The 16,354-nt window shown below is 69.3% G+C and carries 19 protein-coding genes; 12 read left to right on the plus strand and 7 right to left on the minus strand.

What is annotated here, in order from left to right:
• The first annotated feature begins 86 nt into the window (after positions 1-86).
• The 10 genes from HDR50_RS01710 (at position 87) to HDR50_RS01755 (ending at position 9,598) form a co-directional block, all read left to right on the plus strand.
• Positions 87-782 (plus strand): hypothetical protein, encoded by a 696-nt coding sequence (locus tag HDR50_RS01710; RefSeq protein ID WP_291355360.1) that lies wholly within the window; start codon positions 87-89, stop codon positions 780-782.
• Between the two features lie 57 nt (positions 783-839).
• Positions 840-2,129, plus strand: coding sequence for a tRNA (guanosine(37)-N1)-methyltransferase TrmD (gene trmD / locus HDR50_RS01715; RefSeq protein WP_291355362.1), 1,290 nt, complete (start codon positions 840-842; stop codon positions 2,127-2,129).
• Positions 2,130-2,173: 44 nt separating this feature from the next.
• Positions 2,174-2,521 carry a 50S ribosomal protein L19 gene (rplS, locus tag HDR50_RS01720; RefSeq protein WP_165079059.1) on the plus strand — a complete coding sequence of 116 codons (348 nt, stop codon included), beginning with the start codon at positions 2,174-2,176 and terminating at the stop codon, positions 2,519-2,521.
• 38 nt (positions 2,522-2,559) lie between these two features.
• Positions 2,560-3,279, plus strand: coding sequence for a ribonuclease HII (locus tag HDR50_RS01725; RefSeq protein ID WP_291355365.1), 720 nt, complete (start codon positions 2,560-2,562; stop codon positions 3,277-3,279).
• Positions 3,273-3,686, plus strand: coding sequence for a YraN family protein (locus HDR50_RS01730; protein WP_291355367.1), 414 nt, complete (start codon positions 3,273-3,275; stop codon positions 3,684-3,686). Before HDR50_RS01725 ends, HDR50_RS01730 begins: the two co-directional genes overlap by 7 nt.
• Positions 3,628-4,467 (plus strand): 16S rRNA (cytidine(1402)-2'-O)-methyltransferase, encoded by an 840-nt coding sequence (gene rsmI, locus HDR50_RS01735; protein WP_291355369.1) that lies wholly within the window; start codon positions 3,628-3,630, stop codon positions 4,465-4,467. The genes HDR50_RS01730 and rsmI overlap by 59 nt, the downstream gene beginning before the upstream one ends.
• A gap of 67 nt (positions 4,468-4,534) precedes the next feature.
• Positions 4,535-4,825, plus strand: a complete 291-nt coding sequence (locus HDR50_RS01740) for an HPr family phosphocarrier protein (RefSeq protein WP_291355371.1) — start codon at positions 4,535-4,537, stop codon at positions 4,823-4,825.
• Position 4,826: 1 nt separating this feature from the next.
• Complete coding sequence (gene ptsP, locus HDR50_RS01745) at positions 4,827-6,602, plus strand: phosphoenolpyruvate--protein phosphotransferase (protein WP_291355373.1); 1,776 nt, start codon at positions 4,827-4,829, stop codon at positions 6,600-6,602.
• On the plus strand, positions 6,599-7,054 hold the full coding sequence (gene smpB / locus HDR50_RS01750; protein ID WP_291355375.1) for an SsrA-binding protein SmpB: 456 nt from the start codon (positions 6,599-6,601) through the stop codon (positions 7,052-7,054). The genes ptsP and smpB overlap by 4 nt, the downstream gene beginning before the upstream one ends.
• Before the next feature lie 12 nt (positions 7,055-7,066).
• Entirely contained in the window at positions 7,067-9,598 is a 2,532-nt protein-coding gene (locus HDR50_RS01755; RefSeq protein WP_291355377.1) for a ComEC/Rec2 family competence protein, read from the plus strand.
• Between the two features lie 18 nt (positions 9,599-9,616).
• On the opposite strand, the gene mutM is transcribed toward HDR50_RS01755, so the two are convergent.
• The 5 genes from mutM to ffh form a co-directional block, all read right to left on the minus strand.
• Positions 9,617-10,474, minus strand: coding sequence for a bifunctional DNA-formamidopyrimidine glycosylase/DNA-(apurinic or apyrimidinic site) lyase (gene mutM, locus HDR50_RS01760; RefSeq protein ID WP_291355379.1), 858 nt, complete (start codon positions 10,472-10,474; stop codon positions 9,617-9,619).
• Positions 10,467-10,973, minus strand: a complete 507-nt coding sequence (gene rimM / locus HDR50_RS01765) for a ribosome maturation factor RimM (RefSeq protein WP_291355381.1) — start codon at positions 10,971-10,973, stop codon at positions 10,467-10,469. Before rimM ends, mutM begins: the two co-directional genes overlap by 8 nt.
• A gap of 73 nt (positions 10,974-11,046) precedes the next feature.
• Positions 11,047-11,280, minus strand: coding sequence for a KH domain-containing protein (locus HDR50_RS01770; protein ID WP_206214944.1), 234 nt, complete (start codon positions 11,278-11,280; stop codon positions 11,047-11,049).
• Between the two features lie 148 nt (positions 11,281-11,428).
• On the minus strand, positions 11,429-11,668 hold the full coding sequence (gene rpsP / locus HDR50_RS01775; RefSeq protein WP_165079071.1) for a 30S ribosomal protein S16: 240 nt from the start codon (positions 11,666-11,668) through the stop codon (positions 11,429-11,431).
• 80 nt (positions 11,669-11,748) lie between these two features.
• Positions 11,749-13,254, minus strand: a complete 1,506-nt coding sequence (gene ffh / locus HDR50_RS01780; protein WP_291355384.1) for a signal recognition particle protein — start codon at positions 13,252-13,254, stop codon at positions 11,749-11,751.
• 257 nt (positions 13,255-13,511) lie between these two features.
• Between ffh and HDR50_RS01785 the strand changes: the two genes are divergently transcribed.
• On the plus strand, positions 13,512-15,005 hold the full coding sequence (locus HDR50_RS01785; RefSeq protein WP_291355386.1) for a M14 family metallopeptidase: 1,494 nt from the start codon (positions 13,512-13,514) through the stop codon (positions 15,003-15,005).
• A gap of 81 nt (positions 15,006-15,086) precedes the next feature.
• On the opposite strand, the gene HDR50_RS01790 is transcribed toward HDR50_RS01785, so the two are convergent.
• Together HDR50_RS01790 and HDR50_RS01795 are read right to left on the minus strand one after the other, a co-directional pair.
• Positions 15,087-15,236: a hypothetical protein gene (locus tag HDR50_RS01790; protein WP_291355388.1), complete on the minus strand. Its 150-nt coding sequence runs from the start codon at positions 15,234-15,236 to the stop codon at positions 15,087-15,089.
• Between the two features lie 172 nt (positions 15,237-15,408).
• A complete protein-coding gene (locus HDR50_RS01795; protein ID WP_291355390.1) occupies positions 15,409-15,678 on the minus strand; it encodes a helix-turn-helix transcriptional regulator in 270 nt (89 codons plus the stop codon).
• A gap of 132 nt (positions 15,679-15,810) precedes the next feature.
• Here HDR50_RS01795 and HDR50_RS01800 point away from each other — a divergent pair, with 132 nt between their 5' ends.
• Positions 15,811-16,158, plus strand: coding sequence for a hypothetical protein (locus HDR50_RS01800; protein ID WP_291355392.1), 348 nt, complete (start codon positions 15,811-15,813; stop codon positions 16,156-16,158).
• Positions 16,159-16,354: the final 196 nt, after the last annotated feature.

The raw sequence follows: 16,354 nt of genomic DNA on the forward strand, positions 1-16,354 counted from the left end.
AGCCCGCGGCCGGCGCCGCTCCCTTGCCCTGCCCGGCGCCCTGTGCGAGGATGCACGGGCGGCCGCGCTCCGGCCGTGGAGACCTCATGCCGCTTCTTCTCGCCGCCGCCCTGCCCGATTTCGGCGCAGCCCGGGCAGCACCACGCCTCGCCGAGCTTTGCGGCCGCTGGGAGCGAGACCTCGCCCCCCGGCTCGCCCCGGCGCAACTGGCCCATTGCCGCCGCTTCGGCCAAGGCGGAAGCGCGCCCAGAGCCCGCGCCTCGCGCCTGCTCGCCCGGCTGCTCGCGCTCCGCGCCCTGCCCGGTTCTGCCACCCTTGAGATGGATGAACGCGGGCGCCCCCGCGTGGCGGGCGCCCCGGGCTGGCGCGTCGCCTTCAGCCACAGCGGCGCCGCGGCCTTCTGCCTCGTGCTCACGCCCGGGGAGACAGCCGGGCGCCCGGCAGGGTACAGCGCGGTGGACGCCGAGCCGGCGGACGGCATGCCCTCCACTGACCGGGGCTTTGCGGCGCCGGCGCCGACGCCTCAGGCTGGCCTGAGGCGCTGGCTGCTCGCCGAAGCCCTGTTCAAGGCCCTTGGCGGCGCCCCCGAAAGCTGGCAGGCCGCGGCCCGCGCAGCCCATGACGGGGCAAGGCAGGGCGCCGGATATTGCACCCTTGCGGGCGCGCGGCTCTCGTGGCGCTTCGTGGTGGCCCCGGGGCATGCGCTCTGTGTGGCGCTCCCGGGTGATGCGCCCTTTCCCGTGGACCTGCGCTGGCTCACCTGGCAGTCCTTCCTCTCCTGATTGCAAAAGCCCCTCCCGCGCATGGACAGGCGGCAGCTTTTCCGGCAAGTTCCCGGCATGCGCTTCCATCTCGTCACGCTCTTTCCCGAATTTTTCACCTCGCCGCTCGCCACCGGCCTCATGGGGCGCGCCCGCGAAGCCGGCGTGGTGGACGTGAGCTTCCACGACCCGCGCACGTTCAGCACGGACAGGCATCATCATGTGGACGACCGGCCCTATGGCGGGGGGCCGGGCATGGTGCTCCAGCCCGGGCCCGTGGCCGCGGCCGTGCGCGAGATAGCGAGGCCCGGGCGCATCCTCTTCCTCACGCCCGCGGGGCGCCCCTTCACCCAGGCCCTTGCCCGCGAATGTGCCCGCGAAGAAGATCTGACCCTCATCTGTGGCCGCTACGAGGGACTTGACGCGCGCGTGGCCGGGCTCCTGCCGCTCACGCCCGTCTGCGTGGGCGACGCCGTGCTCAACGGCGGCGAAACGGCGGCGCTGGCCGTCATGGAGGCCGTGGGGCGCCTTGTGCCCGGCTTCATGGGCAAGGAGGCCTCGGGCGAGGACGAGAGCTTTTCCGCCGGCATCCTCGAATATCCGCACTATACGCGTCCCGAAATCTTCGAGGGCCTTCCCGTACCCGCCGTGCTGCGCAACGGCGACCATGCGGCCATCGCGGCCTGGCGCCGCGGAGAGGCGCTCGCCGCAACCCTGCGCCAGCGCCCGGAGCTGCTGGACGAGGCGCCCCTCGACCGCGCGGACGCCGCGGCCCTCGCCGCCCTCCCGCGGGAGCGGCCCGGCCGCAACCTCTCCTTTTGCCTCCTCCATTATCCCGTCCTCCTCGAAGGGCGAAAATGCGGCGCGTCCTCTTTGACAAATCTTGACGTACACGATATAGCCCGGATTTCGCGCAGCTATGGCATGGGGCCTTTCTATGTGGTAACGCCCCTTGAGGACCAGCTGAGGCTGCTTGGGGCCATCCTCCGCCACTGGGGAGGAGCCGCCGGCCCGTTGCGGAGCGACCGCAGCCGGGCGCTCTCGCTGGTGCGCGGCATGCCCTCGCTGGACGATGCCATCGCCGAGGCCACGGCCCGCGCGGGCACGGCGCCGCGCCTCGTGGCAACGTCCGCGGCATGGCCGGAGAAAAAGCGCGCCGCCCCGCCGCTCACGCCCGCAAAGGTGCGGGACTGGTGCCGCGAGGGCCCGGTGCTGCTCCTGCTCGGCACGGCGCGCGGCCTGGCGCCGGAAGTGACGGCCCTCAGCGACGGGCGCCTGCGGCCCCTGCGTTTTTTGGGCGAAAACCATCTTTCCGTGCGCAGCGCGGCGGCCATCCTGGCCGACAGGATATTGGGCGATTTTTGTTGAAAACGGCGGCCCGCCCCTTTGCCGGCCCCGATGAAGGAGTTGACATGGATATCATCAAGAAGATCGAGCGCGAAAACATGCGCATGGACATGCCCGCCTTCCGCTCGGGCGATACCGTCAAGGTGTATCTGCGCATCGTGGAAGGCGAAAAGGAGCGCATCCAGGTCTTCCAGGGCAATGTCATCCGCATCCAGCGCGGCACCACCAATGCCAGCTTCACGGTGCGCAAGATCTCCGACGGCGTGGGCGTGGAGCGCATCTTCCCCATCAACTCGCCCTTCATCGACCATGTGGAGGTCGTGGCCCAGGGCCGCGTGCGCCGCAGCCGCCTCTACTACCTGCGCGGGCGCAAGGGCAAGGCGGCCCGCATCAAGCCGCGCGCCCGCTACTGAGCGCCACCCGCGGACGCCGGGCGCGCCCGGCGTCCGCCATGGCCGGAAGCCCCCCATCGCCCCGGCCGCACCTGCCCGGATTTTCCGGGGGCCTGACGGCTCCTCGTGAGGAGCCGTCTCTTGTGGCGGGCATCGACGAGGCCGGACGCGGCTGCCTCGCCGGGCCCGTGGTGGCCTGCGCCGCCATCCTCCCCTCCCGCTTCGATTTGCCCGGTCTCACCGACTCCAAGCTCCTGAGCGCCCGCCAGCGCGAAAAACTGGCGCCGGCCATCCGCGCCTGCGCCGTGGCCTGGGGCCTGGGCGTGGTCTGGAGCCGGCGCATCGAGCGCGTGAACATCCTCCAGGCCACGCTCGAGGCCATGGCCCGAGCGGCCTGTACGCTACGCGCCGCTCCCGGTCTGCTGATCATCGACGGCAACAGGACCATCCCCGAGGACCTGCTCCTGACGATGTGGCGCAAGGCGCGTCATGGCGCGCCCCCGCGCCAGCGCGCCCTTGTGGGCGGCGACAGGAGCGAGCCGGCCATTTCGGCCGCCTCCATCCTCGCCAAGACCTTCCGCGACCGGCTCATGGCCGCGCTCGGGCGCCGCTGGCCGGGCTATGGCCTTGAACGCCATATGGGCTACGGCACCCGCGAACACCTGGAGGCCCTGCGGCGCCTTGGGCCCTGCCCCCTTCACCGCCGCACCTTCCGTGGTGTGCTGCCGGCCGCTGAAAGACCACATGCCGCTTCGAGCGCGTGGGGCGCCCTGTGCTGAAGCGGGACGGCCGCCATCTCGCTCTCGGGCGCCAGGGCGAGGAAGCCGCCTGCGGCCTTTTGCGCCGGGCCGGGCTGCGCATCCTCGACCGCAACTGGCGCGCCGGGCGCCTCGAGCTCGACATCGTTTGCCAGGACGGCGCCACCGTGGTCTTTGTGGAAGTGAAGACCCGCTCCAGCGGGGAGCGCGGGGGCCCGGAGGGCGCCCTCACGGCCGCCAAGCAACGCAACCTTTCCCGTGCGGCCCATGCCTGGCTTGCCGCCCATGACGCCTGGGCCTCGCCCTGCCGCTTCGATGTCGTCTGCCTCGTGGCCCGCGACGGAACCTTCAGCGCCGAGCATTACCGCCATGCCTTCGACTTCGCCCCGTCTCTGGATCGTAGCCACGCCGCTTGGCAACCCTGGTGACCTTTCGCCCCGCGCCCGGGAGGTGCTGGAAACAGCCGACCTGGTGCTCGCGGAAGACACGCGCCGCGCGGCCGCGCTCTTTCGCCGCCTGGGCCTGCCCGGCCGCCGCTTCCTGAGTTTTTACGAACAAAACGAGGAGGAACGCCGCGAGGAAGTGCTCGCCGCCCTGCGCTCGGGCGCGCAGGTGGCCCTCATCTCGGATGCGGGCACCCCGCTTGTGGCCGACCCCGGCTACCGGCTGGTGCGCGCCTGCCGCAGGGAGGGCATCGCGGTCTCGCCCGTGCCCGGGGCGTCGGCGCCGGTGGCCGCGCTCAGCGCCGCAGGGCTTCCGCCTTTGCCCTTTACCTTCCTGGGCTTCCTGCCCCGGGACGCAGGGGGCCGGCGCGCGCTTTTCCGCGCCTATGCCGCCGTCCCGGGCTCGCTCGTCTTTTTCGAGCGCAAGGACAGGCTCGCCGAAAGCCTCGCCGTGGCCTCCGCCATCCTCGGTCCGCGCGAGTTCGCCATCTGCCGGGAACTCACCAAGACGCACGAGCAATTCCTGCTCGGGCGCCTTGAGGACGGCGCGGAGCTGGCGCGCGACCTGCTCGGCGAGATCACGGTCATCATCGGGCCGGCGGAGGCCCCCCCGGACCGTGCCGACGAAGAGGCCGCCCGCGCCTGCCTGCGCGCCCTGCTCGGCGAAGGGCTCAAACCGCGCGAGGCCGCCCGCGAGGCGCATGCCCGCCTCACGGGTTGGAGCGCCAAGGAGCTCTATGCGCTCATCCCGGGGCTTGATGCCTGAAAGCCCTCGGCCGTTCCCCGTGGACGGCGGCGCCCTCTCCATGTAAGATGGCGGCGGAGACGATGCCATGGCCCATTCCATCCGCGAGACGCCCCGGGGCCTCGCCCTGAACCTTGTCCTCAACCTGCGCGGCGGGCTGCACGCGCGGCCCGCGGCGCGCCTCGCCAAAGCGGCGCAGCGCTATTCCTCGGAGATACGCTGCATCACCGAGACCGGTGAGGCCGACGCCAAGAGCATGCTCGACCTGCTCTCGCTGGCGCCGCCGGCCCATGCGCAGGTGCTCCTTCTGGCCAACGGCGAGGACGCGCGCGAGGCCCTGCTCGACCTGGGCGGCGTTTTCGCCGACATGCAGGAATGACATGGCGCGCGCGGTCATCTATGGCATCCCCGTTTCACCCGGTCTGGCCCTCGGGGCCATCCGTCGCCTGCACGGGGCTCCGCGCGGCGAACACCGCCGCATAGCGGACGAAGCCATCCCTGCCGAGGAGGAAGCCCTGCGCGCGGCCGCGGCCCGCGTTCGCGCGGAGCTGGAAGCCACCCTCGCGGACATGCCCCCCTCCCTCGCCGACTATGCCGAGATCATCGCCGCGCAGATGGAACTCGCCAGCGACCCGCGCCTTCTGGGTACCGCGCTCGCGCGCATCCGACACCGCAAGATCTGCGCGGCCTGGGCGCTGGAGGAGACGGTGGAGGAGCTTTGTGAGCTCTTCCGCGGCATGGACGACCCCTACCTGCGCGACCGGGCCCAGGATGTGCGCGCCATGGGGCTCAGGCTCGGCGAGGCCCTGCACGGAGACGCCTCGGGAACGGGCGCCGCTCAAAAGGACGCGGGCATCCTCGTTGCCGAAGACCTGGCCCCGGCCGATGTCATGGAGCTCGAGCCGGCAAGCGTGCTCGCCATCCTCACCGCCGAGGGCGGCCCCACCTCGCATACGGCCATCCTGGCGCGCAGCCTGCGCGTGCCGGCCCTCGTGGGCGTCACAGGCCTGCCCGAGGCCGCGCGGGACGGCGAAACGGCCATCGTGGACGGTCTCTCGGGCTGTGTGCTGCTCACGCCGGACGAGGCCGACCTCGCGCGCTATGCGGAGCGCAAGGCGGCCTACGGGCAGTGGGAAGCCCATGCCCGCAAGGCCGCGCAACGCCCGGCCGAGAGCCGGGACGGCGTGGCCCTCTCCGTGCGCGCCAACCTGGAAAACGCCGCCGAACTCGGCGACATTGACGAGTGCGGGGCCGACGGCGTGGGCCTCTACCGCACGGAATTTTCCTATCTCGGGCGCGAGCTCCCGGGCGAAGACGAGCTCTTTGCGGAATACGCCGCCGTCGCCGCCAGGCTTGCGCCGCGGCCGGTCATCTTCCGTACGCTGGATGTGGGCGCGGACAAGGCCCTGCCCGCCCATGCCGCCCTGCGCGAGCCCAACCCGGCGCTGGGCCTGCGCGGCATCCGCTTCTGCCTCGCCCATGAGGACCTGTTCCGCACCCAGTTGCGCGCCCTCTTGCGCGCGGGCGTGGCCGGCAATGTGGCCCTCATGCTGCCCATGATCACCGATGCCCGCGAGGTGCGGAGCGTGCGCCGCATCCTCCACGAGCTCCGGCAGGAACTCGCCGCCGCGGGCGTGGCCCATGCGCAGCACCTGCCGCTCGGGGTGATGATCGAGACGCCCGCCGCCATCCTCACCGCCGACACCCTGGCGCGGGAATGCGATTTTTTCAGCATCGGCACCAATGACCTCATTCACTACCTCATGGCCATCGACCGCAACAACCGCCATGTGGCCTATCTGCACGAGCCCCTGCACCCCTCGGTGGTGCGCTCGCTCAAGCGGGTGGTGGACGCGGCCCACCGCGAGGGCATCCCGGTGTCGGTCTGCGGCGAGTTCGCCGCCGACCCCTCGGGCGTGGCGCTGCTGCTCGGCATGGGCGTGGACGCGCTCTCGGCGGCGCCGCGCTTCGTGCCCGGCATCAAGCACATGCTGCGCAAGCTCTCCGCGGACGACTGCGCCGAGCTTGTCCATACCGTCCTCAACCTGCCCGATGCGGCCGCCGGCCGGCAGCTCATCCACGAGCGCCTGCACCGCGTGCTCGGGCAGGAGCTTTCCTTTCTCGCCACCAACCACGCAAGATCCGGCCTGTCATGAGCAAGAAGACCCCCTCCGCGGCCATTGCCGTCAACAAGAAGGCGCGCCACCTCTATGAGCTCTCGGAATTCACCGAGGCCGGCATCTCCCTCACCGGCCCCGAAGTCAAGAGCATCCGTGCCGGCAAGGTGAACTTCATCGACAGCTATGTGGAATTTCGCCAGGGGAGCGCGTGGCTCCTCTCGCTGCATGTGGCGCCCTACGCCAATGCGGGCTATGTGCCGCAGGAACCCGACCGGCCCCGCCGCCTCCTGCTCCATGCCCGCGAGATCGGGCGCCTCGCCGGCATGGTGGCCCAGAAGGGACTCACCGTGGTGCCGGTGCGCCTCTATTTCAGCCGCGGCAAGATCAAGGTGGAGATCGCCCTCGGCCGCGGCAAGAAGCTCCACGACCACCGGGAGACCCTCAAGCGCCGGGCCGAAGAACGCGACATGGCGCGCGAACTGGCCTGAGCCCGGGGCGGCATGCGCCACCCGCCGCTCCAGCCGCCCCTCTTCTGGCAGGTCTGCCTGCTCTTCTGGTGCGCGGGTATCCTCGCAGCCCTCTGGCCGGCGGAAGGGCTCACCGGCGCCCTGCTGCTCCTGCTGGCCGACCCGCGCCTCAGGGCCCCCCGGCGCGCCCTGCTGGCGCTGACGCTGTGCACCGCCGGCCTCGGTATGGGGCACTGGCAGCTTGCGCCCCTGCGCTCCCCGCCGGCGGAACCGGCATGGCTTGCGGCAGCACCCGGCGAAACGGCGAAAGATCCTCCCGTGCGCATCTGCGGCACGGTGCGCCGCGTCGAGGGCCTGGCGGACGGGCGCCTGCGCGTCATTCTTGAGGATGTGCGCCCGGAGGGAGGCGGGGACGCCCTTGCAGGGCGTGTTGCCTGGACATGGGACGACGCCGCCTTCCGCCCGCTCGCCGGGCAGACCGTCTGCGTGAGCCGTCGGCCCACACCCATGCGCGGTTTCGCCAACAGCGCGGAGCCCGTGCACGAGGCGCGCTGGGCCGCGCAAGACGTGTTCTGGCGCCTTTGGAGCCGGTCGTGGAGCGGCAGCCCCACGGTCACAGGGACGGGCACGGTGCCCGCGCGGCTGCGTGAAGACCTGCGCCGTGACTTCGTGCACGCGCTGCTGACCTCGCAAGAAGCCGGCCATCCAACGGACATGCCGCAGGCCATGGCCGTCCTGCCGGCCCTGCTCTTCGGGGACCGCTCCTTCCTCAGCCGCGCCACGCTGGACGAATTCGCCGCCGCGAGCCTCGCACACAGCCTCGCTCTTTCCGGGCAGCATCTCGCGCTCGCCGGGCTCATCGGCCTGTTCAGCGTGCTTCTGCTGGCGCGCCTGCGCCCCGGCATCTATCTCTCCCGGCCGCGCGCCGTGTGGGTGGCCGTGGCAAGCCTGCCGCCGGCGCTGGCCTATCTCTGGCTCGGCAACGCGCCCCCGTCCCTTGTGCGCGCCGCGTGCATGCTGGGCCTCATGACCCTGTGGCTTTTGCGCGGGCGCACGGCGACCCTGCTTGACGCCCTGCTGGCCGCGCTGGGCTGCATCGTGCTCGCCGACCCGTTGAGCCTCTTCGACCTGAGCCTCCAGCTTTCCGTGCTCTGCGTGGCCGTCATCTGCCTCACCATGCCAGGCTTGCGGCGCCTGTGGCCGGCGCCCGGAAGCGGCACATCGGCGGCGGTACCCGGGGCGCCCCTGAAGACGCGCCTCGCCGCGCGCGGCCGTGCCGTCCTGCACGGGCTCGGGGCCATCTTCCTCGTTTCCTTCTGCATCCAGCTCGCGTTGCTCCCCTTCATGCTGGCGCGCTTCGGCACTCTCGGGCTCTGGTTTCCGCTCAATGTGCTCTGGCTGCCCGCGGTCGACCTCGTGGTGCTCCCGGGGGCGGCTCTGGGGCTCGGCTGCGCGGCGGCAGGCCTTGAGGCTTGCGCCCGGATCAGCCTCCATATGGCTTCTCTCCCCTGCGAAGCGATGCTCGCCTGCCTCGACCTGCTCCAGCGGCACGGCCTGCTGGAGGGGCCGGCCAGCTTGCGGCCGCACGGGACGGCGCTTGCGGCGTTCGCGGCCATCGGCGTGGCGCTCGCCGTCATGGCCGGGGACGGGCGCCCCGCAACGCGGCTCAAGGCGCGGCGCTGGCTCGTGGCCGGGCTGCTGCTGCTCTGCGTGGGGCCGACGCTGCGGCTGGCCGCACGGCTCGACCCGGCTCCCCGCCTGGAAGTGCTGGACGTGGGCCAGGGGCTCGCCGTCACCCTGCGGCTCCCGGGGCATGGACGCATCCTCGTCGACGGCGGCGGCGCGCTGTCGCCAGGCTTCGATACGGGCAAGGCGCTGCTCGACCCGCTCCTCACCGCCAATGACGCCCCGCGGCTCGATGCCGTCATCAACACGCACCCGGACCTCGACCATGTGGGCGGACTCTTCCACCTGCTCCATAGCTTCCGGGTGGAACAGCTCTTCCACAATGGCCGCGACGCCAAAGGCGAACGGCGCGAGCGCTGGCGCGAGGCCCGGCAAGAGGCGCCGGCCGCGGCGCTCGCCGCCGGGGACACGGTGGTGCTGGGGGACGGCTATGCGCTGGAAGTGCTGCACCCGCCGCGCATGGCCGCGGAAGGCGGAGATGGCGGAGAAACAACGCCGGGCTCTTGGTCAGGCAATGATGCCTCGCTGGTTCTCCGGCTCACCCGCAACGGCGAGGGCCTTGTGCTGTTCACGGGCGATGCCGGGCCGGCCGTGCTCCGGCGGCTGCTGGCGGCTGGCGCCGACCTTTCCGCGCGCATCCTCGTGGCGCCGCATCACGGCTCCGACCGCAGCTTCCTCCCGGCTTTCCATGAGGCGGTGCAGCCGGAACTGGTGCTCGCCGGCTGCGGCTTCCGTAACCGCTGGGGCTATCCGGGCAGGCGGCTGCGCGCGTGGCTCGCGGCGCGCCATATCCCGCTGCTCGACACCGGGACACATGGCAGGATCAGGGTGGAAATACCCGAAAAAGAGCCCCTGCGCGTGACTACCGTGAGGGACTGACTTTGAGAAACGCCGACTTCAACGCTGGCAGTGCGGGCAATACACCGTGGCCCGTCCGGCCACGCGCATACGGGCGAGCGGGTGGCCGCACGCCCGGCAGGGTTCGCCGTCGCGCCCATAGACTGCAAAGCTGTTCTGAAAGGCGCCGGCATTGCCGTCCGCGTCGCGGTAATCGCGGATGGAGCTGCCGCACTGGGCGATGGCGAGGGTGAGCACGTCCCGAAGCGCGCCAAGCAGGGCGCGGCGCTCCCGCGCGTCGAGCCCGCCGGCAGGGCGGCGCGGGTCGATGCCGGCGCGGTGCAGGCTCTCGTCCGCATAGATATTGCCGATGCCGGCCACCACGCGCTGGTCGAGCAAGGCCGCCTTGACGGCCCTGCGGCCGCGCAAGAGCACCGCGAAGGCGGCTTCGTCCAGCTCCAGCGGTTCGGGGCCGAGGCTGCGCCAGAAATCCCACTGTTCCAGCAGGGCCGGCGTTGCCGCAAGCACGGTGCCAAAGGCGCGGGTATCGTCAAAGAACAGGCGCTGCGCCGTGCCGTCCTGCGCCTCAAGGTCGAGGAACCAGCGGGTATAGGCGCCCGGCGCGCTCCCGGCAGGGCGCGGCAGCAGGCGCCCGGTCATGCGCAGATGCACGGCGATGACGGTTGGGACAGTGGCGGCACTCCCCGGCGCAGGGTCGGAGCCGGGCGCCACATCCATGAGGATGAGCTTGCCGCGCCGGCGCACGCCCGTGACGGCAAGGCCGGCGAGGCTCCCGAGCGGCAGGCTCAGGGGATGCACGGCCGAGGGCCGCAGCACTTCGGCGCCCGCGATGCGCCAGCCTGTCACATGCGGCGCGAGCGTGCGCACCACGGTTTCCACTTCGGGAAGTTCAGGCAAGATACACGTCCAGAAGGCCCTCGGGCGGGTCGATGCAGACCTGCCGGGCCTTGAGGTCGAAGGAGCGGATAAAGTCCGGCCGTGCCGGGAAGAGGATCTCGCGGCCGTCGTCCGTGCGGATGGCCCAGACCTCCTGGCCGGCGGGCATCTCCACATGGTCGAGGCGGCCAAGCCGGCTGCCGTCCGGGAGGTGGACATCCGCGCCCATGAGGTCGGCGAGATAGGCTTCGTCCTCGGAAGGCTCGGGAAGCTCGGCGCGGGGCACGCACAGGAGGGCGCCGCGCAGGGCTTCGGCCTCGTCGCGGCTCGTGACGCCTTCGAGGAGCAGCAGGGGGCGCCCCTTGTGCGCCCGGCTGCCAAGCACGCCGAGGGGGCGCGGCTCACTGCCGCGACGGCAGAGCCAGAGCCGCTTGAAGGCGCCGGGGGCTGCGTCCGCGAACCAGTCCACGGCGAGCTCGCCGCGAATGCCGTGGGGCCGGGCCACGCTGCCCAATTCCACAAAGCCCTCGGGGACTGCGGCACCCCCCTGGCTCGCGGTGGCCGGCTTTGCGGCGGGTGCGGCCACCGGCGCCCTACTCCAGTATCTCGAGGACGGTGCGCCGGCCCGCCCGGATGGACGCGGCCCCGAGCAGGGTGCGCATGGCGCGCACGGTGCGGCCCTGCCGGCCGATGACCTTGCCGAGGTCATCGCTCGCCACCTTGAGTTCGAGCACCGTGGCCTGGTCGCCGTCCACCTCGCGCACCTCCACGGCGGCGGGGTCGTCCACCAGGGCCCGGGCGATATTTTCGATCAGAGCTTTCATCAGGCACCTCCACCGCAACGCCAAAAGGCGCCGCATGGGCCTGCCCCGGCGGCCGCACATGCGGCCAGGCGCGCCGCAGGCGCATATCCGCCCCACAGCACCCCCTTAAGGGCACCCTCGGCGCAAGCGTCGTTGCAGGCCTCGCCGGATGTCAGGCCAGGTGCTTCTTGAGCAGGGAGCGCACCGTGCTGGTGGGTTCCGCGCCACGGTCGAGCCAGGCGCGGATCTTGTCCGCATCGAGGCGCACATCCGCGGGGTTGGTCATGGGGTCGTAAAAGCCGAGGAATTCCAGCGGGCGCCCGTCGCGGCGGGTCTCATCCCGGGCGGCGACCACGCGGTAGAACGGATGCTTCTTGCTGCCAAGGCGGGTAAGTTTCAGTTTCACTGCCATGTGTTCTGCTCCCTTGCGTTAGTATTCAAGTGTAGCGTTGCGCCCGCAAAAGGGCAAGCGCGGGGCCTTGTGCCCGCGGGTTATTTTTTCTTGCGTTTTTGCTGGCGCTCTTTCTTTTTGCGCTTCTTCGCCGCGGCGGACTTGCCGCCATGGCCGCCGGCGCCCGCGGTACCGGGCATTCCGGGCATCCCGGCCATACCGGGAAATCCGCCCATGCCCGGAAATCCGCCCGGCATGCCACCGGGGAGGCCGCGCGGCATACGGGGCAGGCCCTTGCCCTGCCCACGGCCGGTCATGATGCCCTGCATCATCTTGCGCATCTGGGTGAACTGGCGCACCAGCTGGTTCACCTGCGCCACGCTGGTGCCCGAGCCCCTGGCGATGCGCGCGCGGCGGCTGCCGTTGAGGATGTCGGGGTCGCGGCGCTCCGCCGGGGTCATGGAATTGATGATCGCCTCCGTGCGGGCGAGCTCCGCCTCGGGGAGGGCGCCGTTGGCTTGGGCCAGCTTGTCCGTGAGGCCCCCGAGGCCCGGGATCATCTTGAGGATGCTTTCCAGCGAGCCCAGCTTCTTGACGCGGCGCATTTGGGTGCGGAAGTCCTCCAGGTCGAAGCTCGCCTTGCGCATCTTGCGCGCCATGGCTTCCACTTCCTCGGCGTCAAAGGCGTCCTGCGCCTTTTCCACGAGGGTGAGCACGTCGCCCATGCCGAGGATGCGCCCGGCGATGCGGTCGGGGTGGAAGACCTCCATTTCGGAGAGCTTTTCGCCCACGCCCACGAACTTCACCGGCGCGCCCGTCACCGAGCGGATGGAGAGGGCCGCGCCGCCGCGCGCGTCGCCATCCATCTTGGTGAGCACCACGCCCGTGAGCCCGAGGCGCTCGTTGAACGCCTCGGCCACCGTGACCGCGTCCTGGCCGGTCATGGCGTCGGCCACGAAAAGAATCTCCTGCGGCTTTACGGCCTCCTTGATGGCGGCGAGCTCGTCCATGAGGGGCGCGTCCACATGCAGGCGCCCGGCCGTATCCAGCAGCACCACGTCGGCGCCGGCCTCGCGGGCCACGGCCACGGCATCGCGGGCGATGTCCACCGGGTCCATGTCCTGCGTGGAGGGATAGACCGGCATGTCGAGCTCGCGCGCGAGCACATGGAGCTGGTCGATGGCCGCGGGCCGGTACACGTCGGCCGGCACGAGATAGGGGCGGTGCTTGCCGCGCCTGAGCAGGTTGGCGATCTTGGCGGCGGAGGTCGTCTTTCCCGAGCCCTGCAGGCCCACCAGCATGATGACTGCGGGCTTTGTACCCTCGAAGGAGAGCCCTTGGGCCTCGCCGCCCAGAAGGGCCACGAGCTCGTCGTGAACGATCTTGACCACCTGCTGCGCCGGGCTCACGCCCTTGAGCACGGCCTGGCCGAGGGCCTTTTCGCGCACGCTTTCCACAAAATCCCAGACGACACGGAAATTGACATCCGCCTCGAGCAGGGCAAGGCGCACCTCCCTCAGGCCCGCCTGGATATTCTCCTCGGTGAGCTGACGGCCCCCGAAGGAGCGGAAAACGCCGGAAAGTCTGTCGGAAAGGCTCTCGAACATGCGGGCTCCCCGCTGGCGCGAAACAGGTTCTCTTCTCCGCCGGCCGGGAGCGGCCCTGCGCGGCACGGCCTGCGACGCCCGGGGGGCGCCCGGAAATGCCAGAAATCACGGGCGGCGAAAGCGCACTTTTATAGAGGCTTTGCCCGGCCGCGTCAAGCCGCGCGCAAGGCCGGTACGCGTGAGGAGGCGCGCCTTTCCTCTTGCCGGAGGGCGGCGAATGGCGTAAAAATCGCCGAATCAGGAATGGTGCAGCAGTGATGCGGAAAGACACCACTTTCACGGCCCGCGGGCATGCGCCCCGGCAGTCCTTCTCCGCTTCCGCCCCCCGCGGGGGGAGCCGGGGCTCTCATGCGCTGGGCGCCCTGCTCCGCGGGCTCGCGCTGCTCGTCTTTTCCGCCGTGCTCCTGGTTCCCTGCCGGGCGCCCCGGGCCGAGACCTTTCCGCTCGACTTCACCACCATCCGCCTTGGCGTGGCGCCCCGCGCGGTGCTGGTGGTGGGGGGCATCCAGGGGGACGAGCCCGGAGGCTTTTCCGCGGCCACGCTGCTGGCCACCCGCTACGAAATCGCCGAGGGCGCGGTCTGGGTGGTGCCCAATCTCAACTTCCCGAGCATCATCAAGCGCTCGCGCGGCCTTCACGGCGACATGAACCGCAAGTTCGCGCGCCTTCCCGAGAGCGACCCCGAATTCGCCACCGTGCGCCGCATCCAGGAGCTCATCCGGCACCCGCAGGTGGGCCTCGTGCTCAACCTGCACGACGGCAGCGGCTACTACCGGCCGCGGCACGAGGACAGGCTGCGCAACCCGGCGCGCTGGGGGCAGTCGGTCATCATCGACCAGGACGAGCTCGACCCGGGCACCTTCATGGGGGAGCTCGCCGCCGAGGCCGATGCCGTGGCCCGGGAGGCCAACAGCCGCCTCATCCGGCCCATCCACGCCCTGCACGTGCACAACACGCACACGGCCGCGGGCGACCGGGAGATGGAAAAAAGCCTCTCGTACTTTGCCGTGCGCCACGGCAAGGCGGCCTTCGGGCTCGAGGCGAGCAAGGAATTTCCCGTGGAGCTGCGCGCGTATTATCACCTGCTCATGGTGGAGGCTTTTCTCAGCCGCGCGGGCGTGCGCTTCAGCCGCGATTTCGAGCTTACGCCCGCGGGCGTGGCCCGGGCCCTGCGCGACAACCTGGGGGTTTCCTTTGCGGAGAACCGCGTCTTCCTGCCGCTCGACGACGTGCGCCCGGCCATCAGTTATCTGCCGCTGCCCAAAAACAGCCCGGCCCGCGCCATCACCTCCAAGCCCATCATGGCCGTGCTCCCCTGCGAGGGCAAGAGCGACAGGATCTGCATCCACTACGGCAACCGCACCATCACCCTCATCCGGCCGGATTGGCGGGAGGTGGACGCGAGCCGCGACGCCATGACCGTGCAGGTGGACGGCCGCGAGGAGACCGTCCCCTTCGGGAGCATCCTCGATGTGCGGGACGCGGCCATTGTGCGGCCCGAGCCCGGTTACCGCGTCAATGCCATCGGCATGGACTGCGGCCGGCCCGATGAAAGCGGCATCGCCCTGCGCCGCAGGGACTTTCAGCCGCGCTTCTCCGTGGACCGGGGCGCCCGGCTCTTCCGCGTGGAGGTCTACAAGGGCAAGAGCTTTTCGGGCATGTTCCTGCTGCGCTTTGGGGGCGGGAGTTCCACGGCCGGCCGCGCGCCGCTCCCCGACAGACCCGGGCCCGAGAGCACGCTGGGTTTTTAGGCCCGCGCAAAAGCTGCCCGCTTGCTGGAGCAATCCGCCAGCCGGGACGCGGGCGGCTCGACCTGCCTTCCACAGCCTCCCTTACAGCTTTGCCTTTTCCGCGCCCTTTTCCAGTTCCTGAAGAGGGGCGTTGAGAAACTGGCTGATGGCCGCCCACACGACAGGAGAATTGTCGAGTAAGGCTGCATGCCCGGCATGGGGCACCACGCAGAGCCGGGCATTGGGGGTCATTTCTTTCGCCGCGGGTTAAGCCGATACGGGCTCCATGTCGCCGTGTACAAACGACAGATGCACAGTTCGCAGAGGAATAAGTAGGAATTGCAACACAAGGCAGCTTGATTGTGCAGGCGAGTGAACCATGGAGGAGTTTCGAGAACAGGAGACTCCTGGCTGGTATGCCAGTTCAGCAGGGAGTGGAAGAACTTTTTTGCGCTTCCGTCACCATTTCGTCCACCAGCTGCCCTGGCTTGATGTGAAGGGCGTCCGCTATCTTTACCAATAAATTTAAATTGGGCGCACGATAGCCCAACTCCAGCGACGAGATATAGCTCTTGCAGATGCCTACACTGTCGGCCAGGTCCTGCTGGGACAGCCCTGCTGCATCACGATAGCGCCTAAGAACGCCAGGCATGAACGTCTTTGCTAGGTTATCCTCGTCATAGCTTTTTCTCATGCCTTCGCTATACGGTATGCCTTGACAAAATCGACCTACAATAGTAGGTCAAATTAAATAAGCAGGGGCAATTCCTCCTTTTCAGGGAGTGGGCAACCTATTGAACATTATAGCCAGAAATGGAGCTGAGATATGAAATTATCACATTCTATTCATTTAGGTTGGTTGATGGTCCTGATTGCAGGATGCGCAACATCCAAACAAATCAGCGGCCCGAATGGAGAAGTTCTCCATTCCATAGATTGCTCTGGCTACTACAGCAATATTGGAACATGTCTTGAAAAGGCAGGTAAAATTTGTGGGTCACGTGGTTATGATATTCTACTTGGTGGAGCAGAAAATCACGGCACAGGCATGTCATCAGGACAATTTGGCCTCTTTGCTGCGCCAATAGTTTCACGCGAAATTATTATACGGTGTAAAAGTACGGGTGGTCTACAGAATAGCATCGAAAATACATCAACAACACAACAAAATTAACTCAAAAAGCACCATGATTTGAGCTTTCTTTCCATGTACGATAGCGGCTTACCACTCTGCTTACCCCTTAAACGCGACCGCCCCCGGAAGGCGGTGTGCCTTTCGGGGGCGGTGGAAGAATTTGGCAGCTTCCTACTTTCCCGCGCGAAGATGCGCAGTATCATCGGCGAGGAAGAGCTTAACTGCCGAGTTCGGA

Origin of the sequence: Desulfovibrio sp. (genome assembly GCF_014803725.1) — a bacterium.
In the GTDB taxonomy this organism is placed as follows: Bacteria; Desulfobacterota; Desulfovibrionia; order Desulfovibrionales; family Desulfovibrionaceae; genus Desulfovibrio.

Excerpts from the sequence above, each read along its gene's own strand:
- HDR50_RS01710 (WP_291355360.1), top strand. The coding sequence starts at position 87 with ATGCCGCTTCTTCTCGCCGCCGCCCTGCCCGATTTCGGCGCAGCCCGG.
- trmD (WP_291355362.1), top strand. The coding sequence starts at position 840 with ATGCGCTTCCATCTCGTCACGCTCTTTCCCGAATTTTTCACCTCGCCG.
- rplS (WP_165079059.1), top strand. The coding sequence starts at position 2,174 with ATGGATATCATCAAGAAGATCGAGCGCGAAAACATGCGCATGGACATG.
- HDR50_RS01725 (WP_291355365.1), top strand. The coding sequence starts at position 2,560 with ATGGCCGGAAGCCCCCCATCGCCCCGGCCGCACCTGCCCGGATTTTCC.
- rsmI (WP_291355369.1), top strand. The coding sequence starts at position 3,628 with ATGCCTTCGACTTCGCCCCGTCTCTGGATCGTAGCCACGCCGCTTGGC.
- HDR50_RS01740 (WP_291355371.1), top strand. The coding sequence starts at position 4,535 with ATGGCCCATTCCATCCGCGAGACGCCCCGGGGCCTCGCCCTGAACCTT.
- ptsP (WP_291355373.1), top strand. The coding sequence starts at position 4,827 with ATGGCGCGCGCGGTCATCTATGGCATCCCCGTTTCACCCGGTCTGGCC.
- smpB (WP_291355375.1), top strand. The coding sequence starts at position 6,599 with ATGAGCAAGAAGACCCCCTCCGCGGCCATTGCCGTCAACAAGAAGGCG.
- HDR50_RS01755 (WP_291355377.1), top strand. The coding sequence starts at position 7,067 with ATGCGCCACCCGCCGCTCCAGCCGCCCCTCTTCTGGCAGGTCTGCCTG.
- rpsP (WP_165079071.1), bottom strand. The coding sequence starts at position 11,668 with ATGGCAGTGAAACTGAAACTTACCCGCCTTGGCAGCAAGAAGCATCCG.
- ffh (WP_291355384.1), bottom strand. The coding sequence starts at position 13,254 with ATGTTCGAGAGCCTTTCCGACAGACTTTCCGGCGTTTTCCGCTCCTTC.
- HDR50_RS01785 (WP_291355386.1), top strand. The coding sequence starts at position 13,512 with ATGCGGAAAGACACCACTTTCACGGCCCGCGGGCATGCGCCCCGGCAG.
- HDR50_RS01790 (WP_291355388.1), bottom strand. The coding sequence starts at position 15,236 with ATGACCCCCAATGCCCGGCTCTGCGTGGTGCCCCATGCCGGGCATGCA.
- HDR50_RS01795 (WP_291355390.1), bottom strand. The coding sequence starts at position 15,678 with ATGAGAAAAAGCTATGACGAGGATAACCTAGCAAAGACGTTCATGCCT.
- HDR50_RS01800 (WP_291355392.1), top strand. The coding sequence starts at position 15,811 with ATGAAATTATCACATTCTATTCATTTAGGTTGGTTGATGGTCCTGATT.